Below are 18565 nucleotides of genomic sequence, written 5' to 3'. Positions count from 1 at the left end.
CGGTCACCGCCGCCCGCACGGACAACCTGTCAATCGACCGCCCTCGTTGACAACCAGTTCGCGCGCTTCCCAGGCGAGGCAGCCAGGACGAAGGTTTCCCACCACTGGTGCTCATACTCCGGCGACCGACATGGGTGAGACTCCGGGCATGACGCCCGGGGACAGGGACACGGCAGATTGTCGGGATTCGCGCCACGCCAGCGTCGTCCGCTGGCCGACCGGGCGTGCCGGCAGAGGATGTCACGCCACCGTGAGTCGCTGTGAGTCTTTGTGAGCGGTTGTGAGTCGCTGTGAGGGGGAGGGTGTAGGGGCTCTCTGAGGATCTCTTGTCGGCCATTTCTCGCACGGGCCCCTACTCTCACAGCCCTGGTCAGAACCCCTCGCGCGAGGTGACCAGCGGCGTTGCCACCCCGGCGGCGAGACATGACTGCGGCGCAGCTTCGATGGCACGAAGTTCAACGGCGCTGTCAGTCCGATGCCAGCCAAGATGGTCCAGTGCCAACGAAAGCGATCGATCGCCGATGGCGAACGAGATTCGCTGACCAGAAGGGCTGGTCAGCGGCTGTGAGTGTCTGCGAGCCGCTGTGAGTGACCGTGAGCGGTGGGCGCGGCCCGACGATCGTGACCTCGTCGCTGAGCCGTCTGGTGCCGCGCCCGACGTGCGCCGGCGGCTCACAACCCTGCTCAGCCGTGCTGTGGCCAGTCCGCGTCGCCCGCCTGTGCCGGACTGACGCCCGAGTTCGGACGGGGCGCAACGGCGATCCGTTGGGGGCAAAGAGCGGGCCTGACCTGGGCTGTGAGCGGTTGTGAGTCGGTCGTGGCGTAATCGGCATCCCAGCGTTGCTAGAACACGGCGGCGATATCCGATGGTCTCTGACCGAGGAGTACTGATCATGAGTGTGTCCGACACAATCTGGCCCGCCGCGCCCCTGGACGCCGTCGACGTCGCATTCGCGGCGCTGACCAGCGACCCGGCGCCCCTGTCCCTCGACCTCGACGCGTTCGGTCCGGATGTCGGCCTGCCGACGGGTGTCCTGGCGCTGCCGGCGCTGCGGGACTGGCTGCTGGCGAATCCGCGCGCCTACGCGGCCCGCGACGCGGTGTGGCGGGAGCTGATCCGTCGTGCCCGCCTGGATGGTCCGCAGTGGGTCATCGCCGCGGTCGGCATGGCGATGCCGGCGCTGCGCCGCTACGCGCGGCGGTTGTCCGACGGCTACCGCGGTGACCCCGACGACATCGGCGCGGAGATCCTCGCGGGATTCCTGGCGGCGCTGCGTGACCACGTGGACGTGGCCCGCCGGGCGCCGTACGCGTCGTTGTGCCGGGCCGGATGGCGCGCCGGGCACGCGCTGCGTCAGCAGGCCAGCGAGTTCGTTCCGGTCGAGGACGTGGAGCGCGTCACGGGACCGCGGACCCCGCAGGTGCCCTACGGGCATCCCGACGTGCTGGTACGCCGCGCGGTACGCCTGGGGATCCTCGACGCCGACGACGAGCAGCCCTACATCGACGTGCGGCTGGGCCGGCGGGCCATGGATCCGATCGCGGCCCGGATGGGCATCAGCACCGACGCCCTGCGCATGCGGTTGGGTCGCATCGACACCCGCCTCGCCGAAGCCCTCGCCAGCGGCATGCTGACCGGCGCGGCGTCCCCGCAGGCCGCCGAGGCGTTGGCGGCGCAAGCCGAACGCCGGGCGAGTCTGCGCGCCGCCAGCCGCCGTCGCGTCCCCACCATCGCTACGTCGACAGCAGCGGCGTAGGTTCGCTGTGTCCCCCGAACCCCGTCTCGCGGCGCCGTCATCCTCGCCAGTTGAAGCTGCTGATCCGGATCACCTCGACTGAGTAAACCGCCTCCTGTGAGTGGCTGTGAGCGGTTGTGAGTTGGGCAGGCGTTCGCCAGAGCACACAAACGGCGGTTTCTTAGAGCGTGTTTGAGAAGGGTCAGGCTTTGAGGTTGTCGAGGGTCCAGGCTCGTTGACGGCGTGCGGGTCGGCCGCGGGTGAGGCGGCGGAGCATGCCGTTGATGGCGGCCCAGCGGATCATGGCTTCGGAGGTGGCGGGGTGGCGTTCGTAGTCGCGGGCCAGTCTGCGGTGGCCGGTCAGCCAGGCAAGGCTGCGCTCGACGACCCATCGGCGGGCGATTACGGCGAATCCTTTCTGGCCTGGGGCCTTGCGTACGATTTCCAGGGTGGTGCGCAGGATGCGTTGGCACCAGTCGACCAGGGTTCCGGCGAAGCCGGCGTCGGCGTAGACGAACCGGACCGGGGTGAACAGGTACGCCGACAGCAGAGTCGTCTTCGCTCCGTCGCGGTCCTGCACGCTCGCGGCCATCACGCACACGACTAGGAGCAGACCCAGGGTGTCGGTGACGATGAACCGTTTGCGGCCGTTGACCTTCTTGCCCGCGTCGTAGCCACGGGTGTCCCGGCCGACGGTGTCGGCGCCTTTGACGCTCTGGGAGTCGATGATGCCTGCCGTGGGTTCGGCGGCGCGGCCTTGGGCGGCGCGGACCCTTCGGCGCAGCGCGACGAGGATCCGCTCGGTGACATCGTCTTCCTCCCAGCGGGTGAAGTACCAGTACACCGTCTGCCACGGCGGGAAGTCGACCGGCAGTTGCCGCCACGAGCAGCCGGTCCGCACCACGTACAGGATCGCGTTCACCACGTCGCGGCGTGGATGTTTCTCCGGCCGGCCACCGGTTCTCGGTGGTGGCAGCAGCGGCTCGACCAGCGCCCATTGGGCGTCGGTCAGGTCCGAGGGGTAGCGACGCTGACGCGACATCGAGCCACTATGGACCAACGGCCGCTAACCGACGGCGCGACACGCCACCCATCACGAGAACTTCTCAAACACCCTCTTAGTGAAGGCACCGGAGCCGCGGTGCGCTCGGCTTCACGCCGTGCCGCATGCCTCAACCGTCGATCCGGCCGCGCGGACCGGCCGGGCGGCGCGTTCGGGCACAGAGCCAGCGAGCCGGCGCCGCCCTGTCACCCGCCGCGACACAGTCGCCGCGGTGGCGTGATCCGCCCGTGTGTGCCGTACCGACGCGGGTGCACGGCAGTCAATCACCCCAGCCATCCCCTCCGAGGGATGGCGCCATCTTGGAGGTACTGGTCATGACGACCACCTACCACTCCCAGTTCACCGTCCCGTCCACCCGACCGATCCCGGCGGAGCTGCTCCTGACCGAGAGCGGCCGCATGCGCCCGCCCGACTGGTGGGCCGTCGAAATGCTCGCCGAGCACCGCGTCCTGACCACCGCGCAGCTCACCGCACTCGGCTTCGCCACCACCACGGCGTCGGCCACCCGACGTCTGACGGTCCTCGCCCGCCGCGGCTGGATCGACCGCCTCTGGAACACCGGCGCCGCGGCCACCGCTGACACCTCGTGGTGCCTGGGCCCGATCGGCGCCCAACTCACCCCACTCGACGAAGACCGCGACGTCACACCGGCGCAGGTATACCGGGCCCGCGACAGGCTCCGCGAGCATCCGGCGCTGCCCGGCCTGCTGCAGGCCAACGACCTCTTCGTCGACCTGGCCACCCACGCGCTCACCGAACCCGGCAGTGACCTGCGCACCTGGTGGTCACCGCGCACCTGCCGATACGTCACCGCGGTGCGGCATGCCGCCTGGCATGGCGAGTACATCCACGACCGCGACCGCCACGCCTTCTGGTACCAGCCCGACCCGGGCCAGATCCGTCCGGCCGACCTCGCCGACCGCGTCCACGCCTACCGGCACCTAGCCGAACAAACCGGCCTGGCGACCCTGCTGTTCCACGCCGCCGACCCGCAGCGCGAGCAGGACCTGCGCCGCTACCTCGAGCGCCGCAACACGCGGCACCTCACCGTCGTCACCAGCAACCCCGAGCACGGCCACCCGGCCAGCCCGGTCTGGCAGCCGATCGGCGAGACACACCGCCTCGCCCTGACCGACCTTCCCCACACCCCCGAGCAGTGGCCGCCCGACACCGTGACCTTCAAGGAGGTACGGCCCCGAGCCCCACACCCCATCTACGACCCCGAGCGCCCCTACGACGAATCCGTCGCCAACGGCACGTACCACTACCCGCCGCGCCCCTGACCAACCGACCGCGGCTCCTCGACCGGCCCGCGGGCCGGCCGAGGAGCAGGTTGGGGCGGCCCACGGAAGCGACCACCCGGTCACTGTCAGGGGACTGGTGAGGTTGCCGTTCGCTTCGAACCCGAACGGCAACGCCGGCGGCTCCCACACCGCAGGTCGCAGCCGCTGTGACCAACGTCGATCGCGGCGACTGACGCTGCCCGTGTCACCGGAAGTTCGCCACACGCCCCAGACCAGGGAGATTGGCATGTCCAACCAGGCTTCCGTACAGCGCCTGCGGACCTCCGGTCACTGCCGCCCGCTGCGGCCGCGGGGCACACCAACCTCCCACCTGCACCCTTGGAGCAACGACGATGATCGCCCCGCGCCACGAACCTCACCAGCGTCACCGGCCCGACTCACACCCACCCTCACGGCACCTTCACGCCGAACCCGCTGTGCCCGGCGCTTCAGCAGTCAGTGCCGATCTCCGTTCTACCGTCCGTCTTGATCCTGACCCCCAACCCGACCCCTCACGACCGCTCACAGCCCAGGTCAGCCCCGCTGTCAGCAGTCCGGGACCGCTCCAGACAGACCCTCCAGTCTCGGGTCTCCCCCCAAGGGCTTGTGCCCATGGGTAAACACCTACCGACCGCGGACCCGCTGCTGCGACTGCAGGCCAGCATCACCGCCCGCGACGACCGGCTCCTCGGCTGGCTCTACGACCACGGCGTGCTCACCACCGACCAGATCGCCGCCGCCCTGTTCCCATCCCTGGACTTCACCCAGCGCCGCCTACGCCGCCTCACCGCCCTGCGCGCGGTCGACCGGTTCCGACCCAACCGGGCGTACGGAGGCTCCCACCCCTACCACTACGTCCTGGACCAACTCGGCTACGACCACGTCCACGCCCAACGCGGACTCCCACGAGGCCGCCGAGACCAGGCCCGCCACCGCAAACACTCCCTGACCAACCGACCGGACCTGCCGCACCTGCTCGGCGGCAACCAGGTCTTCATCGACCTCGCCGCCCACGCCCGCAACCACCCCGACAGCGACCTCGTCCGCTGGCAGCCCGCATCCGCCTACCACGAACCCGGCACCCTCTACCGCGAAGGCGGCGACCCGCACATCATCATCGCCGGAGCGACCGGCTTCCCCCGCCCGGACGGCGCCGGGGTGTGGACCGAACACGGACGGTCCGTGCCGTTCTTCCTCGAGTACGACACCAGCCGTGAGAACCTTCAGGTCCTCATCGACAAAGTCATCAAGTACGAGCGGCTGTACACGATGAGCACCTGGGCCTGGCCGGTACTGCTGCACCTACCCTCAGCACGACGCGAGGCGAACCTGCACCACCGCCTCGCCGGCACCGACCTGAAGACGGTCATCGCCACCACCACCGCCGAACTGCGCACCGCCCTCGCCTCCAGCCCCGCCCACCAGGTCTGGCAGCTACCCGGCCGTACCGGCCGTCACCGCCTCATCGACCTGCCCTACACCGACACCCACCACGACGACCAATACCCCACCCGCCACCAGTCCACCCCCGACGAGCGGGCCGCCTAATGAGGGGAAACGGAACACACGGCGCCCAACCCACCCCTTACCCGCCAGCTCGCCGGGCCGGTAACCGTCACCCGTCGTACGGGCGCGCACCGAAACGACCGGAGCGGACTGCGCCTCGACCGGAAGCTGTCAGAGTCTGTCAGCCACGCTGTCCGGCGACAGCGCCCGCATCGCTGTGCGGCACCTCCCGTCATCACCGCCGCGGCAGCTACAGTCCTCGCCATCCTCGCTGCCGAGGCGGCACTGGCCGCGACGCTCGGCAGCTCATCACCGCTGCGGTGGCCGGCACGGCACTCGGCGACGGGTACCTGCTGCTCGCCCTTATCGCCGGCAGCGGCACGGGAGTCGGCGACTTGAGGCTCGCCGTGGTACTGGGTACCGCCCTCGGCACGCTCGGCTGGAATGCAGTACTCCTCGGCGCAGTCCTGGCCTACCTCGTCGCCGCGCCCGCCGCCTTCACCCGCCTAGTACACCGGGGTGAGGACAGCATGGCCTTCGGGCCGTACCTCGTGGCCGGTGCCCTCTCTGCGCTTCTGCTCGCCTCGCTGTGAGCAGGTCGGGACGCGGTCGGGCGGATGTCCGGCTTTGTCAAAGGCCCCGGGGGTAGCGCCCCCCTGCCCCGTTACGACCGGGGCTGTCGGCGCGAAGGCGCGGGTCAGCTTGCGCTGATGTCGGCCCCGGTGCCGCAACTTCGCTGACAACCAGACCGATGCGACGCATCTCGCGACACGCACATATGGCCCTTGCCGTGAATGCCGAACTACGACGGGGCTGCGGCATCATGGGCTGCCGCCACCGGCTCCGTGGCTGCGTCGGTGCTGCACGATTCTGGCAATCCGTTCGGCGGCTTCGCCGGGGTCCTCGTGCTCCCAGACGCGGATGACGAGCCATCCGTCGCGTGTCAGCAGCTCGTCGGTGGAGGCGTCGCGGGCCTGGTTTCGTGCGATCTTGTCCGACCAGTACGTGGTGTTGGCCCTGGTCTCTCTGCTTCCGTGCTGGGGGCACCCGTGCCAGAAGCAGCCGTCGATGAAGACGGCGACGCGGGCGGGGCCGAAAACTACGTCGGCTCGGCGACGGAGGGCCCTGGTAGGCGCGACGTCGACTCGGTAACGCAGTCCAGCAGCATGCAGCAGGCGTCGTACCGCGAGTTCGGGCTGGGTGTCGCGGGTCTGCTGCCGCTGCATACGGCCGCGCACGCCTGGGCTGCTCGCCCAGGAGGCGGTGGTGGCGTCGCTCTTCGGTGTCCGGCGGGCGCTGGCGGGGCGACCGCGCTGCTGCTTCATAGTCAGCCGGTGGTTTCCTCGCTGGGCAGCCCGAGTTCCTGCCGGTCTCGGTATGCCTGGGCCATGCGCAGGAGGCGAGGCCGGGTTCCGCCGAAGCTGACCAGCGCCTCTCCCTTGCCTAGAGTGCGGATCTGCTCCGCGAGGCGGGAGTCCGCCGGGTTGAGCTTGCGGGCTGCTACGGCTGCCACTGTCGCATCCGGCAGGCGGAAGCACACCTTCGTCTGGGCGTTGGTCGCCACGACGTCGGGCAGGTCGCCCGGCTGCTGGGTGGCGAGGATGACCCCCAGACCCTTCGAACGGCCTTCCCGAATCATGGTGTCGACAGCCTTGAAGGCCGCGACCCGGTGGGCCTCGTCAACCACTACGACATAGCGCACCGAGTTCGGCACGGGCGGCAGGGACTGCACTCTGAGGAGCAGCGCGGAGAGGATGAACCCGGCCGCCAGAACGGTCGTCTGGCCGTTGCCAGGGATTCGGCTCAGGCCAAAGACGACGTTCTGGTCGATGACTTCCCCGAGTGGGGGGCCGTCTCGGAACAGCTCGTTGTGGGTCAGGTCGCCGATGACCCCGGCCAGGTCGGCATCGAGTTCGTCGTCCAAGAGCTTGAGCGTGGGCCAGCGGCCTTCGGAGCGCCCGACCGCGTACGCGCTGCGCAGCGCCTTCTCAAGCTTCGCGCGCTGCCGCACTCCGATGCGGGTGAACGTCTTCGTGGCGACTTCGACGGTGTCGCGCAGTTCGATGACGGCGGTGTTGACGGCACGGTCGGTGAAGTCGTCGAGCGCCAAGGGGTTGTACGGCGCCCCGTCGTTCCAGAGATCGAGGAACTTTGCACCTGCCATCTGCGGGAAGTCCGTCTCGTCGCTGTAGTCGTTCTTGAAGTCGGCGATGCCGAACTTGCTGCCGCTGTGGTGGGCGAGCTGGGCCAGCAGGCTCATGGTGAACTGGGTCTTGCCCATGCCCGAGCTGCCCCAGACCTCCACGTGGCCGTTCTGGAGGACGCCCTGTTCGGGGCCGGCCGGGTGCCAGCGCACTTCCTCGCCAGTGGAGGCGTCCCAGCCCAGGATAGGGGCTTGGAAAGGCCGCGCTCTCTCCGTTACCGCGCTTGCGCTGTCCGTCTGCTGTTGCGAATCGGTCGGGGCTGGCTGCATGGAAGCAGGCTCCGGCTCCTGCTTCGGCGTCGCGGCATGGGCGGTAGCGACCCTTGGAGCGGAGGTTTCCTCCCGGCGGGGCTCCTGAGTGCTTGGCGCCTCGCGGGCGGCGTCGGCTGCCTGTTCTGTGCGGAGGGCCGGCTTTGCTTCCGGGCGGCGGCGGGTCCGGCCGCCCTTGAGCGGCGGCCTGTCGGCTTCGACTGTCCGCAGGTCCGTAATGCGCACTTCGGTGGCCCGCTGCAGCAGCGCCTCGGTGAGTTTGATGCTATGCAGGACCACGGGCACGATGTCGCCTGCTACCTGTTGCGGGTAGTACCTGTCGAACACGTCGACCTTGGGGCCGAACACCAGCCCTACGCCGGCCCACTCGAGGGTGCCGGTTCCGGTCCGGAATTCCTCTAGGGCTGCCAGCTCCCTGGCGTCGAGGCGGAAGCGGGATTCGCGGGCCACTGAGTATGCCGCTTCGGCGATGCGGTTGAGCCACAGCCTGCTGTGGATCGACTCCGGCACGGGGTAGGCGGCCCACTGTGTGGCGGCGAGGGTCTGGTTGAGCTGGTCCAGGGCACCGGCTGCCGCATCTGTCTCGTCGCTGCGCCTGGCTTTCACCTCGATGGCCGCCACGTGGACACCGCCTTCGGCGGGGTCGAGCGCGATCGCGAGCAGGTCCGCGCGGCGGCTCGGGAACCAGTGTCGGTACTCGTCGAGGCTGACGAGCAGGACGCGGCACCCGGGCGGCAGCGGCCAAGGGGTGGTGGTCGTTGCCAGCAGAGAGAACGCCACGACGTGCCCGACAAGCTCGTTGATGCCGGTGCCGCTGGTGGCGGCCTCGAGCGCAAGGATGCCGTAGCCCTGGCTCGCGACCCGGCGGAGGTCGGCACCCACGCTGAGCGCCACGTCACGGTCAGAGACGATTCCTGCCGTCCGCAGACTCCGCCCGATGGCCCGGTCCGCAGGTCCTCCCGACTTCTGGCTCAACACTAGCGACAGGGGACTGTCGCCGCCGAGGCGGCGCTCCTGGTGGAGGATGGCGATCCGGTCGGCGCCGAGGGCCTGTTCCAGGCTGTCACGGGTCGCGTACCGGTCGAGCGTCGCTACCCACAGCGCAAGTTCGTGCACCTGTCGGAGCTGCTCGGCGATGTCCATGGCCCCGGTGCGCACCTCCGGCACCGGGATCTTGTCGCCGTCCGCCGGCCAGGCGTCCTCCACCGCCGTCTGCAGCTTTAGCCAAGTGATGCCCGCGCTCGTCGCCGCCGGCGGCATGAGCAACATCCGCCGGTCCTTCTGGGGCCGCTGGGAGGTTCTCGGCGCGAACAGGACCTCAGAGTCCTGGCGTGGCGGCACCACCTCAGGGAACTCGATCTGGAGGCGGTTGCCGCCGTCGCTGATGCCGGTCACCAGGGCAAGGTGAACGGCCGGGCTTCCCGAGCCGGGTTGCTGCAGGACCTCGCGGGCGCGGTCGAGGCTGTCGAGGTAGCGCAGTTCGAGGACGTCCCGGCTGTCGCGCAGCTCCTCGTCGGCGCGGGCCAGCGTCCGCCAGTGCGGCTTGTCGCTCGCCTCCTGCCCGACGCAGAACACCTCGATCTTGGCGATGGTGCCTCGGCCGGTACGGCGGCCGATCAGCTTGACCGCCTGCGAGACGAGCAGGTCCGCCGCGCCGGGGCCGTATGCCAGGCACCGCAGGTGCCCCGCTGCCTCGGGCTGCAGAGTCAGCAGGCGCACGATGACAGAGGTCAGGGCCGCGCCGGCGTAGCCGCTCTCGTCGCGCGTGTCCGCGCCTCCGTAGAGGCTCCAGAGGCGCCCCTCGGAGGTGGGCAGCAGCGCTCTGTCCCGCAGGCGGACGCGGATGTGGGCAGGGTGGTGGGAGGCGGTGGTGCGGGCGATGCTCGCGGCCGTGGCGGTTACCGGCTTGTCGCCGGAGGCGTCAGGTGCTTCCTGCAGCAGCGACCACAGTGCCTCGAGGTACTGGCTGAGCCACTCGGCCTTCATGGGCGCGAAGCCGGTGAGGGCCACCGAGTGGTTCAGGCCGGTGACGGCGCCGGCGAGCGAGAGGGCTTCGGCGGCAGCTGGTCCGCCCTGCGTTGCTTCGGCGTTGCAGACCGCGTTCCAGCTCGCTGCCCAGCGTCGCAGGTGCTGCGGCGTGAGGCCTTCTCTCAGTGACAGGCGGGCGAGGTCATAGAGTTCCTGCGCGAGCGGCTTGAGCTGGCTCGGGGCTGGCACAGCGCTCGCCGGGGCGTCTCCGCAGAACGACGACAGGGTCGGCTCTTGTGGCGTGGCGAGGGCCAGCGTCGGGTGCTCGGCGAAGAGCAGGGCAGCTCTGAGCAGAGCGGCGTCGTCGAGGTCGGGTCGCCAGTCCACCTGGACGGTGCTGCCGTCTGCGCCGTGGAGCCGCAGCTGCATCAGCGCGAGTTCGCCGGACGGGAGGTCGGCGTCGTGGAACGATTCGACCGCTGTGTCGTTGTCGGCGGGCTGCAGGAGAAGCCCGTCAACGTCGACGCCCCTGCTCTCGAGTTGGTGCATCAGTCCGCCCAGCCGTAGGCGCGCGCAGCCCAAGGTGATGCAGCGTACGGCGCCGCTGCGGTTGACCCGACCGGTGCCCGAGGGGGGCTTCGGGTTCAAAACCTGGATTCGCTTGAGGGGGCCGCCGAGCTGCTGGACCGCCTTGATCAGCGCATACTCGGGGCACGACGGGTTGCTCCCGCTGACAGCCTTGTCGCGCAGCAGCTTCTCCAGCTTGACCCGGGTGGTCTTGTCGAAGATTCCGCGGGCCTGCGCATCGTCGAGGTCGAGGAGTTCCCGGGCTGCCTCCCGCTGCTGGGCGGCGTGGCGGAGATCCTCCGCTCGGGACTGGTACTGGGGCCACGGTAGGTCGGCGACCTGTCCTCCCCCGTGGGTGCGCTGGTAGTCCCGCAGGGCCCTCAGCGCGGTGTCAGCTAAGTCCTGGGTGCGCTGCTCGAGAATCTCGCGCGCCTCGTCGAACTGCAGCCGGTGCAGCAGCTGCTCGCTACCCGACTGCAGCAGAGTCATCACGCTCGAGGCGGCGACCTTGGCGCCCGCGGGGTCGTCCCGCAGTCCGGGCCGGCGACCGAGGACGGACTCGGCCCGCCTGCGGATCTCGGCGTAAGCGGTGGGCCGCAGGACGTCGTCGCTCGTGCGCCGGGCGGCCAGGGCGAGGTTGTCGCCGATGCGGTCGGCGTCGACTCGGTCGCCGGTGGCCGTGTCGGCGAAAGCTCCGAGGGCCGGGAGACAGGCCAGGGGGTCGTCGCCGGCGGCGACCCGGTCGAAGTACGCGGCCACCTGCGCTGCACTCGGCTTGTGGGCGATGCCGGCCCGCGTGATCGCATCCCGCACCGCCCGCACCGGCCCGTCCAGGCTCGCTGCCGGCTCTTGGCGGGCGAGCCTAACAAGTCCCTCGGGAGAATTCAGCAAGACTCCGGGGGCGACGTTCTCGAAGAGGTTAAGGCCGCTGCGGTCGGGCACCTGCAGGCCTTCGCACAGGACCAGCACGATCCCCTGCCGATAGCGGTTGCGCAGTCCTGTCCCGGAGCCGTCCAACGCGTGCGTGCCGAACCGGTGGGGAGTGTCAGAAACCACGGCCAGGGGTGGGAGTTCGTCGGTCCATGCCGCCACCATGCCCAAGGCCAGACTCGACGGGACGCCCTCCACCAGGACGAACTTGGAGCCGCCGCTCATATTCTTGATGTGTTCGGCGAGTGCGCCGCCCAGTCGCTGGCTCACTTGCCCCACCTCTGGGCGCGTTCGCCGACCACCGTGGTTCGGTCGGACAGGCTCAAGGCCAGCCCTGCCTCGCTCATGAGCTGCTCAGCCCGGCGCGCGTTGCGTTCGAGGCCCGCGCCGTCGACTTGGCCTCGCAGGCTGGTCGACGACGCCGACTCCTGGTTGATCACGAGTCCCCACTCCTGCCGGATGGCGGCGAAGAATTCGTTGCTGGGCATCGGCATCCGGCTTGACAGCGCTCCCACCAGGGCAGCCAGCAAGTCGGGCGTGGCCGTCAGGTAGCGGTAGCGCGTGCCGGCGATCAGGCCGACGGACTCCAGCAGGACGCGGAATCCGTCCTCTGCACGGCCGTAGTTCGCGTTCTCCACCGACGAGCGCGCCAGTCTGAGGAACTCCTCGTCTGGGCTGTCCGCCGTCAGCTGAGTGAGCTGGTGGGAGACACTGTCCGCGCGGTTCTCGACCAACCGGCTGCGCTTCTCGAACTCTTCGTCCCAGACAACAGTCTTCTCGCCTACCAGCTCTCGCATCCGCCGCGCAAGGGTCGAGATCGTTGCCTCGTTCAGGCGAATCCGCGCCCGGCGGTAGGACTCCTCCGACCGCTGCCTGACCCGGTCTTGCGCCCTGGGCCCCCGGCCGAAGCTGAGGAGGAGGAACCGGTCCTCCTCCGGAGTCGACGTCGTCTCCCAGGCAACCCTGAGGGCATGCACGGCGAGGTCAAGGGCGAGGATCGTCCGCAGCTGCCAGAGCTTGGCGGGGCCGCTGGCACTTCCCTGGCGCATCACCCCCTCGGCGTGGCGGCAGATGCTCGTGGCGAGCGGTTGAAGGAGCTTGTCCCTGCCCCGTTCCCACGCCTCCTTCTCGTCTTCCTCGACGTCAGGCGGACTGGTGTACGTCGCGTCCGTCGGGAGAGCTGACTCGAGCCGCTCGCTGATCTCAGCTAGTGGACTCGGGCCGGTCAGCGCCTCCTTGATTGCCTCGACCGCCCGGGCGCCCAGCGCGGTGGACTCCGGGTCGCCGGGGTCTAGCAGCAGCCGCGCGAGAGTGATGCCGCTGCCGCGCATGTACACCTTCCGCACGGTCCAGTCGGCCCGGCTTGGGCTCGCCTTGCGTGCGTCGTACCACAGCAGCGACTCGTGGAAGGGCCGCAGCAGCCACGCCCCGGGCTGGCCCCGCTGCGTGTCGGGGTCGACGAGGCCCTGCAGGGCGTTCTGGGCGAGAGTTAGGTTGGCGCTGTTGCGCACCTCGGAGCCTTTGGCGAGCAGGTCGCCGTAAAGCTGCGGCGTCATGTTGTCCTCGCCGGCTCGCCCGTCGCGCCCGCCGAGGAAATTGGTGGCTAGGGCGAGGCTGCGCAGCGCGAATCGCTGCCGCTTCGGGCTCTGGATCGGCGCGCCGGCTGCGGGAGCTCGGTACCCGTTCTGCACGAGGGTGAGCAGCGTCTCCGCGCACAGCTGCGGAGCCCGCTCGTCGCGGTCTGGGTCCAAGCCGAACAGGACCTGCGCGACCTGGCCGGGAGCCAGACGCCGTTTGGGAGCCACTACACCCTCCGAGAAGTCGCGAAGTGCGGCAGGTTGACCTTGACGAGAGCCGGCGGGTTCGAGTCGGGGTCTGCCACCCGGATGCCGTCGCCAGCAGCCTCGGCCGATGCGAGCCGGCTGTAGAAGCCGCGCAGGTCGTTCATCTCGGCTACGCCCTGGCCGACCGGCCCCTGGAAGTCCGCAGCCTCCCGGATGGCCTCATACATCCGCGGGCGGATGCGCAGCGACAGTTCGGCGCGGCCGTCCACGGCCAGTTCCACGTCCACGTGGTCCACGTCGAGCAGCTGTTCCACGAGGCCGCGGTCGGGCACACGCACGGCGAGCCGGTCCAGCGGCACGAGCCCGTACACCAGGGATGGTCTGGCGGGCCGGAAGGACCCCGGGTCTCGGGCGAACAAGCAGGCCGGGTCCGGCACGACCAGTCCCTCGGTCGGGCTGGAGAAGCCGGTGACGAGGAAGTTCAGGCCCCTCACCAGGCCGGCGACCTCGATGACCACGTCCTCGCCGCCGGCGGCCTTCTCCGCCAACTCCACGAGGTCGGCAACGTACCGGTAGCCCAGCAGTCGCCGCGATGCGACGTCCGGGCCGCCGAGTGCCGCGCTGGCCTCGAAGTACAGGCGCTGACGCCACAGGACCTGGGCGGGGGCGTTGCTGTCGCCGTCGCCCGCGACCAGGGCATCCAGCCCGTCGTCGACCTTCGTCGGGTCTTCGCTGGTGCTCACAATCTCGCCCAGGTGCTGGAACGTCATCGTGCCCTGCTTGGTGCGGACCCGGTCCAGCGGAGACTGGCTTCCGGCAAGCGCCAGGCTCCCGTCTGCGCCGTCTTCGGCGACCGCAGGGTCGCCCGCGAGTAGCCGCACCTCGTCAGGCGCACCTGTCGTGTCCCTGAGCCAGCCGTCGATCTCAAGGTCGCTGACGTGGCCCAGCAGGGCGGTTCGCATCCCCGCCATGAGCGGCGACCGCTCGATGGCGTCGGGCTGCAGCCCGCCGCCTACGACCCTGGTGAAGTAGCCGCTGGTGGCAGTGAACGCAGATCTGTCGAGGTCGCGCGTGGCTGCCTTGACCTTCCGGCACCCGTGTTCGCCGACGACCGCCCATGACAGGACCGAAAGGACTTCGCGGATCGTCGGGACCGCTTCGCCCGCGCCTAGCCGCACGAGGGTCCGCAGCTGGCGGCGCACATCGGGGTTCCTGAGCGCCTCGGCGTTGCTGCGCATCGGACAGCCGCCCAGCTTGAAGGGGCACCCCGTGCAGCCGGTCCACAGCTCTTCCCTGGTCAGAAAGTCCAGCAGGGCGTCCCATAGGCCGAGCGCCGTGGGCCGCTGTCGGTTGACGTTCACGACCACCAGCCCGCCGACCTGGGCGGCTCCGCTGCGCAGCGCCTCCTCCAGTGCACCGGCGAAGTCGCTGTGGTCGAGGACGTCGAGTGCGTCCCGGAGCACGCCCTCGTTGGCGCAGACCAGGTACTGCCCGGACCCTGCGGCCACGCCGTCGAGAACCGCCTGGAGCGCGGACCGGCGCGCCTCGTCGTCCGAGAGGCCCGAGAGGTCTTTAACTACCCATCTGCCGGGGGCGACCTCGCAGGGCTCGTCGCTGGCCGGCAGCTCTCCGCCGACCCTTTGACAGTAGGACTCGGCCACTGCGGTCTTTCCCGTCCCGGCGTTGCCCGTGAGCACGATGGCCCCAGGCTCACCTCTGCCAGCCCACGCCGTGACGTGGCTCGCCAGCCTGGTGGGCACGTCCTCGCCGAGTGCGTCGCTGAGAGACTGGAAGTGTTCGCGATAGGCGCCGGCCTGGTCAGCGCTGAAGATGGACAGCGACCTCAGGGCGGCGACGGCGGGCAGTTCGTCCAACAGGTCTTCGGGAGCAGTCACTAGCCGGCTGCCTTCCTCTCGGCTCGGCGCTCAGTCTTCGCGGTCGTGCCGGCGTGCCGGCGTGCGGCGGTTAGCTCTGCTGCCTTCCGCGGCGGCACGCCAGCGGCGAGCAGCACCTGCGTCAGGGCACCAACAATCTCTTTCGCGGCGGGCGGGGGGACCGCATTGCCGATCTGCCGGCGCACGCGAGCGTACGCCGAAGCCCGGTTGCGCACTGTCCCGTACTCGAATACGAAGTCGTCAGGGAAACCCTGCAGCCTGGCCTTCTCCCGGTTGCTCAGTCGCCGGGGCTCGACGTGGTGGTAGCCGTGCGTGCCGCCACCGCCGCCGGCGATCATCGTGTAGGCCGGTTTGTTCGGATCCAGCCTCCGGTACACGTGGCTGATCAGTCCCTTAACCGACGACGGGTGGTCCGCAGGGATGACCCCATAGTTGGCCCCCGGCGGGATGAGCTCAAGCCGCTTGACGACCTCAGGCCCGTCCAAGCCCCGCTCGTGGTTTGGGGCATCGTCGGGGATCGGGTCTCGGTCCAGCGCGTCCGCGACAGTGCGGTGGCGCCCTGCGAAAGGTTCCGGGATCATCGGTGGCCGCACCATCAGGTCACGGCGCACGCCGACGACGATCAGGCGCTCGCGGTTCTGCGGCACGCCGAGATCGGCCATGTCGACGATCTGAGCCGACAGGTCGTAGCGAACTCCGCGGACCTCCCGCGGGCCGCTGACGAAGCTGGACGGCGACCGCAGCGCGTGGCGGACGAGAGTCCACGCCGCCCCGTGGTTGGCAGACAGGAGACCCGGGACGTTCTCCAGCACGAAGGCCGCCGGTCGCAGTGCATCCAGGAAGCGCGCGACGTGCCGGAACAGGTTGCCCCGTGCGGTCTTCAGCCCGTCGTGGTTCCACAGCGTCGAATAGTCCTGGCACGGCGGGCCCGCGAGCAGGATGTCGCACGGCACGTCCGGAACCTCGAGCTCGGCGATGTCCTGGGCGACGATGTGCCGCCCGATGTTGCGCCGGTACGTCTCGACAGCCCAGGGCTCGATGTCGTTGGCCCAGACGACGCCGACCCGCTTGGTCTGCTCTGCCCCCAAGTCCATCCCGCCGCAGCCAGAAAACATCGAAACTGCCGCGTAGCGGCCTGTCGGGAACGCCATCAGGACCCGCCCCCCGGCACTCGGAAACCTGCGCGACGAGCAGCCATAATAAGATGATCTACTTCGCGCCGCGCTACCGCGCGTCGCGGGGTGGTCCTGAGCATGGGGTGCACGATATCGGCAGGCACCGACAAGTGACAGGGCGACCCGCGCACCGCGCTGAGAGCCGGCGGCCGATGTGATCGGAGTGTTCGCCGGCCGGAGTCCAGCGTCCGAAGACACGAACGACAAGCACCCCAGATTGCGTGCAGCTTGAACTCCGACGACGGACTCGGCGTGCCTGCACTTGAATTCTTCAACATCAACAGGTGAAGCTGGTATGTTTTCGCGCGTGGATCATCTGGGCGAAGCCGTCGCGACCCTCGACCAAGGTGGCGTCCTCACACCCCTCGCAGACCTGGTCCGGCAGGTGTACCGGCGGGCAGCCGACCGACACGAGCCGGAACTGGGCGACGATGCGATGAGCTTCGGAACCACGGTCTGGCGCAACCTGGCAAACCTGGGGGCTGCGCAGTTCGCCGGGCTGCCCGGCGTGGACGCGCGGATCGAGGACAACTCGCTGGAGATTCTTTGTAGGGGCTACATCGTGCGGCTGTACTCGCTGCATGGCGGCACTAGCTCGAGTGTGGAGACAATCCGCTGGGAGGGCAGCGAAGCGCGGCTCGGCGGGGCCGTGGAGAACAGCCAGGGCGGGCAGCTCGCCCTGGATGACGACGAGCAGTTCCCTGAGGCGTTCCCTGGGATAGTCCCCCGCAGGCGCCACGTGCGTATCGCTCACGCCGGCGACATCGGCACCGGCGAGGTGGTGGCGTACCTCGGTCTGCCGCGTGACAACCGCGACGGCGGGTCGCCCTGGTTCCAGGTGCAACTCTGGTTCGGCCAGCCGACCCAAGCTGTGCTGCCGCTGGCTTCCGGCAGCCTTGCAGGTGTCGGCGTGCGGCTTCCCGGCGAGGTGCCGATACCAGAGCTCGACGTGCACGTCCGCCCGCGTTGCGGTGAGGGCGTGCCGCTGTCAGCGCTCGCGTGACGACCGCCCGCGGGCGGGCCGAAGCACCAGCGCTGGCAGTAGCAGCGTTCCAGCCGCACGCTCTGACACTTGCTCGACGGTGGCGACGCCTCCGCAAAAGGGAGCTGGCCCAGCAGATCGGTGTAACCGCCACCGCGGTGAGTCAGTACGAGCTGGGACAGGCACGGCCGTCGCCCGCGACGCTGGCCCGCCTCGCGCTCGCGCTCGCCGTGCCGGTCCAGTTCTTCGCCACAGGCATCCCCGCTCCCGCCACGGCAGGGCACCCGCACTTCCGCAGCCTACGCACGACCACACAAGCCGAACGGGACCAAGCCCTCGCCTTCGGCGAAATCGCATGGCGCGTCGTCGAAGTCATCGAACAGCACCTGGAGCTGCCGACACTGCGCCTGCCGTCGCTCGAATTGCCGGAGGACACCTGCAGTCGCGACCTCGAGACGGCAGCGCTTGCCGCACGCCATGCGTTCGGCCTGGGTGACGGGCCCGTACCCCACATGGTCCGCCTAATCGAGGCCGCAGGCGTCGTCGTGCTCACCCTGCCGGACGTCTCCGAGCGGGTAGATGCTTTCTCCCACTGGTACGGGTCCAGGCCTTTCGTGTTCATCAGCCCCAGTAAGAACGATAAGGCACGCTCTCGGATGGACGCGGCCCATGAACTGGCTCACCTGCTGCTGCACCACGACGCCGAACCCGGCAGCCAAATTCTCGAGCGGGAGGCCACGGCCTTCGGCTCGCAATTCCTCGCACCGAGCAGCCTGCTCCGCGACGAGCTGCCCGCCCGGCTCGACTTCGATCAGCTGCAGCATGTCAAGCGCCGATGGGGCCTGTCGCTCAAAGCACTTGTCTACCGGGGCCACGCCATGGGCATCTACAAGGACTACACATACCGGCGAGCCATGAACATGCTCACCGAGTGGGGCTACCCGGAGCCGGGGGATCTAGGCCCCCGCGAACAGCCCTCCTTGCTCGGCAAAGCAGCAGGGCTTCTCGCCGACCACCACCACAGCTTCGGATCCGTCGCACAGCAGGCCGGCATGTCGGCCGATCTGCTCCGCGTCGTTCTGTCTGCAGGCTCAGAGGTTACTCCACGCGTCACGGTCGATACTTAGGGCGCATCGCTACTCTGAACGGCTGCGGAACCTCAAGCCCTGGAATCCGGGATTTGGCTGGTGCCACCGGCCGTCG

At 69.5% G+C, this 18565-nt stretch carries 12 protein-coding genes; 6 read left to right on the top strand and 6 right to left on the bottom strand.

Going from position 1 to position 18565, the window contains the following annotated elements; translation table 11 throughout:
• Positions 1–893: 893 nt before the first annotated feature.
• Complete coding sequence (locus O7601_RS09650; protein ID WP_281565848.1) at positions 894–1757, top strand: hypothetical protein; 864 nt, start codon at positions 894–896, stop codon at positions 1755–1757.
• A 181-nt stretch (positions 1758–1938) separates the two neighbouring features.
• On the opposite strand, the gene O7601_RS09645 is transcribed toward O7601_RS09650, so the two are convergent.
• The gene (locus O7601_RS09645) at positions 1939–2778 is read right to left on the bottom strand and encodes an IS5 family transposase (protein ID WP_281562259.1); all 840 of its coding nucleotides are present in this window, start codon (positions 2776–2778) and stop codon (positions 1939–1941) included.
• 335 nt (positions 2779–3113) lie between these two features.
• Between O7601_RS09645 and O7601_RS09640 the strand changes: the two genes are divergently transcribed.
• The 3 genes from O7601_RS09640 to O7601_RS09630 all read left to right on the top strand — a co-directional run bounded on the left by O7601_RS09640 (position 3114) and on the right by O7601_RS09630 (position 6181).
• Positions 3114–4082, top strand: coding sequence for a replication-relaxation family protein (locus O7601_RS09640; protein ID WP_281565847.1), 969 nt, complete (start codon positions 3114–3116; stop codon positions 4080–4082).
• A 612-nt stretch (positions 4083–4694) separates the two neighbouring features.
• Entirely contained in the window at positions 4695–5630 is a 936-nt protein-coding gene (locus tag O7601_RS09635) for a replication-relaxation family protein (RefSeq protein WP_281565846.1), read from the top strand.
• 278 nt (positions 5631–5908) lie between these two features.
• Positions 5909–6181, top strand: coding sequence for a hypothetical protein (locus O7601_RS09630; protein WP_281565845.1), 273 nt, complete (start codon positions 5909–5911; stop codon positions 6179–6181).
• 228 nt (positions 6182–6409) lie between these two features.
• On the opposite strand, the gene O7601_RS09625 is transcribed toward O7601_RS09630, so the two are convergent.
• The 5 genes from O7601_RS09625 to O7601_RS09605 are packed head-to-tail and all read right to left on the bottom strand — an operon-like array spanning position 6410 to position 16356.
• Positions 6410–6913 (bottom strand): very short patch repair endonuclease, encoded by a 504-nt coding sequence (locus tag O7601_RS09625; protein WP_281565844.1) that lies wholly within the window; start codon positions 6911–6913, stop codon positions 6410–6412.
• Between the two features lie 2 nt (positions 6914–6915).
• On the bottom strand, positions 6916–11796 hold the full coding sequence (locus O7601_RS09620) for a helicase HerA-like domain-containing protein (RefSeq protein WP_281565843.1): 4881 nt from the start codon (positions 11794–11796) through the stop codon (positions 6916–6918).
• Positions 11793–13331, bottom strand: coding sequence for a hypothetical protein (locus O7601_RS09615; protein ID WP_281565842.1), 1539 nt, complete (start codon positions 13329–13331; stop codon positions 11793–11795). Before O7601_RS09615 ends, O7601_RS09620 begins: the two co-directional genes overlap by 4 nt.
• A complete protein-coding gene (locus tag O7601_RS09610) occupies positions 13331–15205 on the bottom strand; it encodes an ATP-binding protein (protein WP_281565841.1) in 1875 nt (624 codons plus the stop codon). Before O7601_RS09610 ends, O7601_RS09615 begins: the two co-directional genes overlap by 1 nt.
• Positions 15205–16356, bottom strand: coding sequence for a DNA cytosine methyltransferase (locus O7601_RS09605; RefSeq protein WP_281565840.1), 1152 nt, complete (start codon positions 16354–16356; stop codon positions 15205–15207). The genes O7601_RS09610 and O7601_RS09605 overlap by 1 nt, the downstream gene beginning before the upstream one ends.
• A 331-nt stretch (positions 16357–16687) precedes the next feature.
• Between O7601_RS09605 and O7601_RS09600 the strand changes: the two genes are divergently transcribed.
• A complete protein-coding gene (locus tag O7601_RS09600; protein WP_281565839.1) occupies positions 16688–17383 on the top strand; it encodes a hypothetical protein in 696 nt (231 codons plus the stop codon).
• Positions 17380–18489 carry an ImmA/IrrE family metallo-endopeptidase gene (locus O7601_RS09595; RefSeq protein WP_281565838.1) on the top strand — a complete coding sequence of 370 codons (1110 nt, stop codon included), beginning with the start codon at positions 17380–17382 and terminating at the stop codon, positions 18487–18489. Before O7601_RS09600 ends, O7601_RS09595 begins: the two co-directional genes overlap by 4 nt.
• The last annotated feature ends 76 nt before the right edge of the window (positions 18490–18565 follow it).

It is taken from the genome of Verrucosispora sp. WMMD573, from assembly GCF_027497175.1.
GTDB lineage: Bacteria > Actinomycetota > Actinomycetes > Mycobacteriales > Micromonosporaceae > Micromonospora.
The sequence above is the reverse complement of the archived record's forward strand: the minus strand, read 5'-3'. Positions and strand labels throughout refer to the sequence as shown.

Bases quoted from the DNA above. Each gene is read 5' to 3' on its own strand.
- O7601_RS09650 (WP_281565848.1), top strand. From the start codon at position 894: ATGAGTGTGTCCGACACAATCTGGCCCGCCGCGCCCCTGGACGCCGTC.
- O7601_RS09645 (WP_281562259.1), bottom strand. From the start codon at position 2,778: ATGTCGCGTCAGCGTCGCTACCCCTCGGACCTGACCGACGCCCAATGG.
- O7601_RS09640 (WP_281565847.1), top strand. From the start codon at position 3,114: ATGACGACCACCTACCACTCCCAGTTCACCGTCCCGTCCACCCGACCG.
- O7601_RS09635 (WP_281565846.1), top strand. From the start codon at position 4,695: ATGGGTAAACACCTACCGACCGCGGACCCGCTGCTGCGACTGCAGGCC.
- O7601_RS09625 (WP_281565844.1), bottom strand. From the start codon at position 6,913: ATGAAGCAGCAGCGCGGTCGCCCCGCCAGCGCCCGCCGGACACCGAAG.
- O7601_RS09605 (WP_281565840.1), bottom strand. From the start codon at position 16,356: ATGGCGTTCCCGACAGGCCGCTACGCGGCAGTTTCGATGTTTTCTGGC.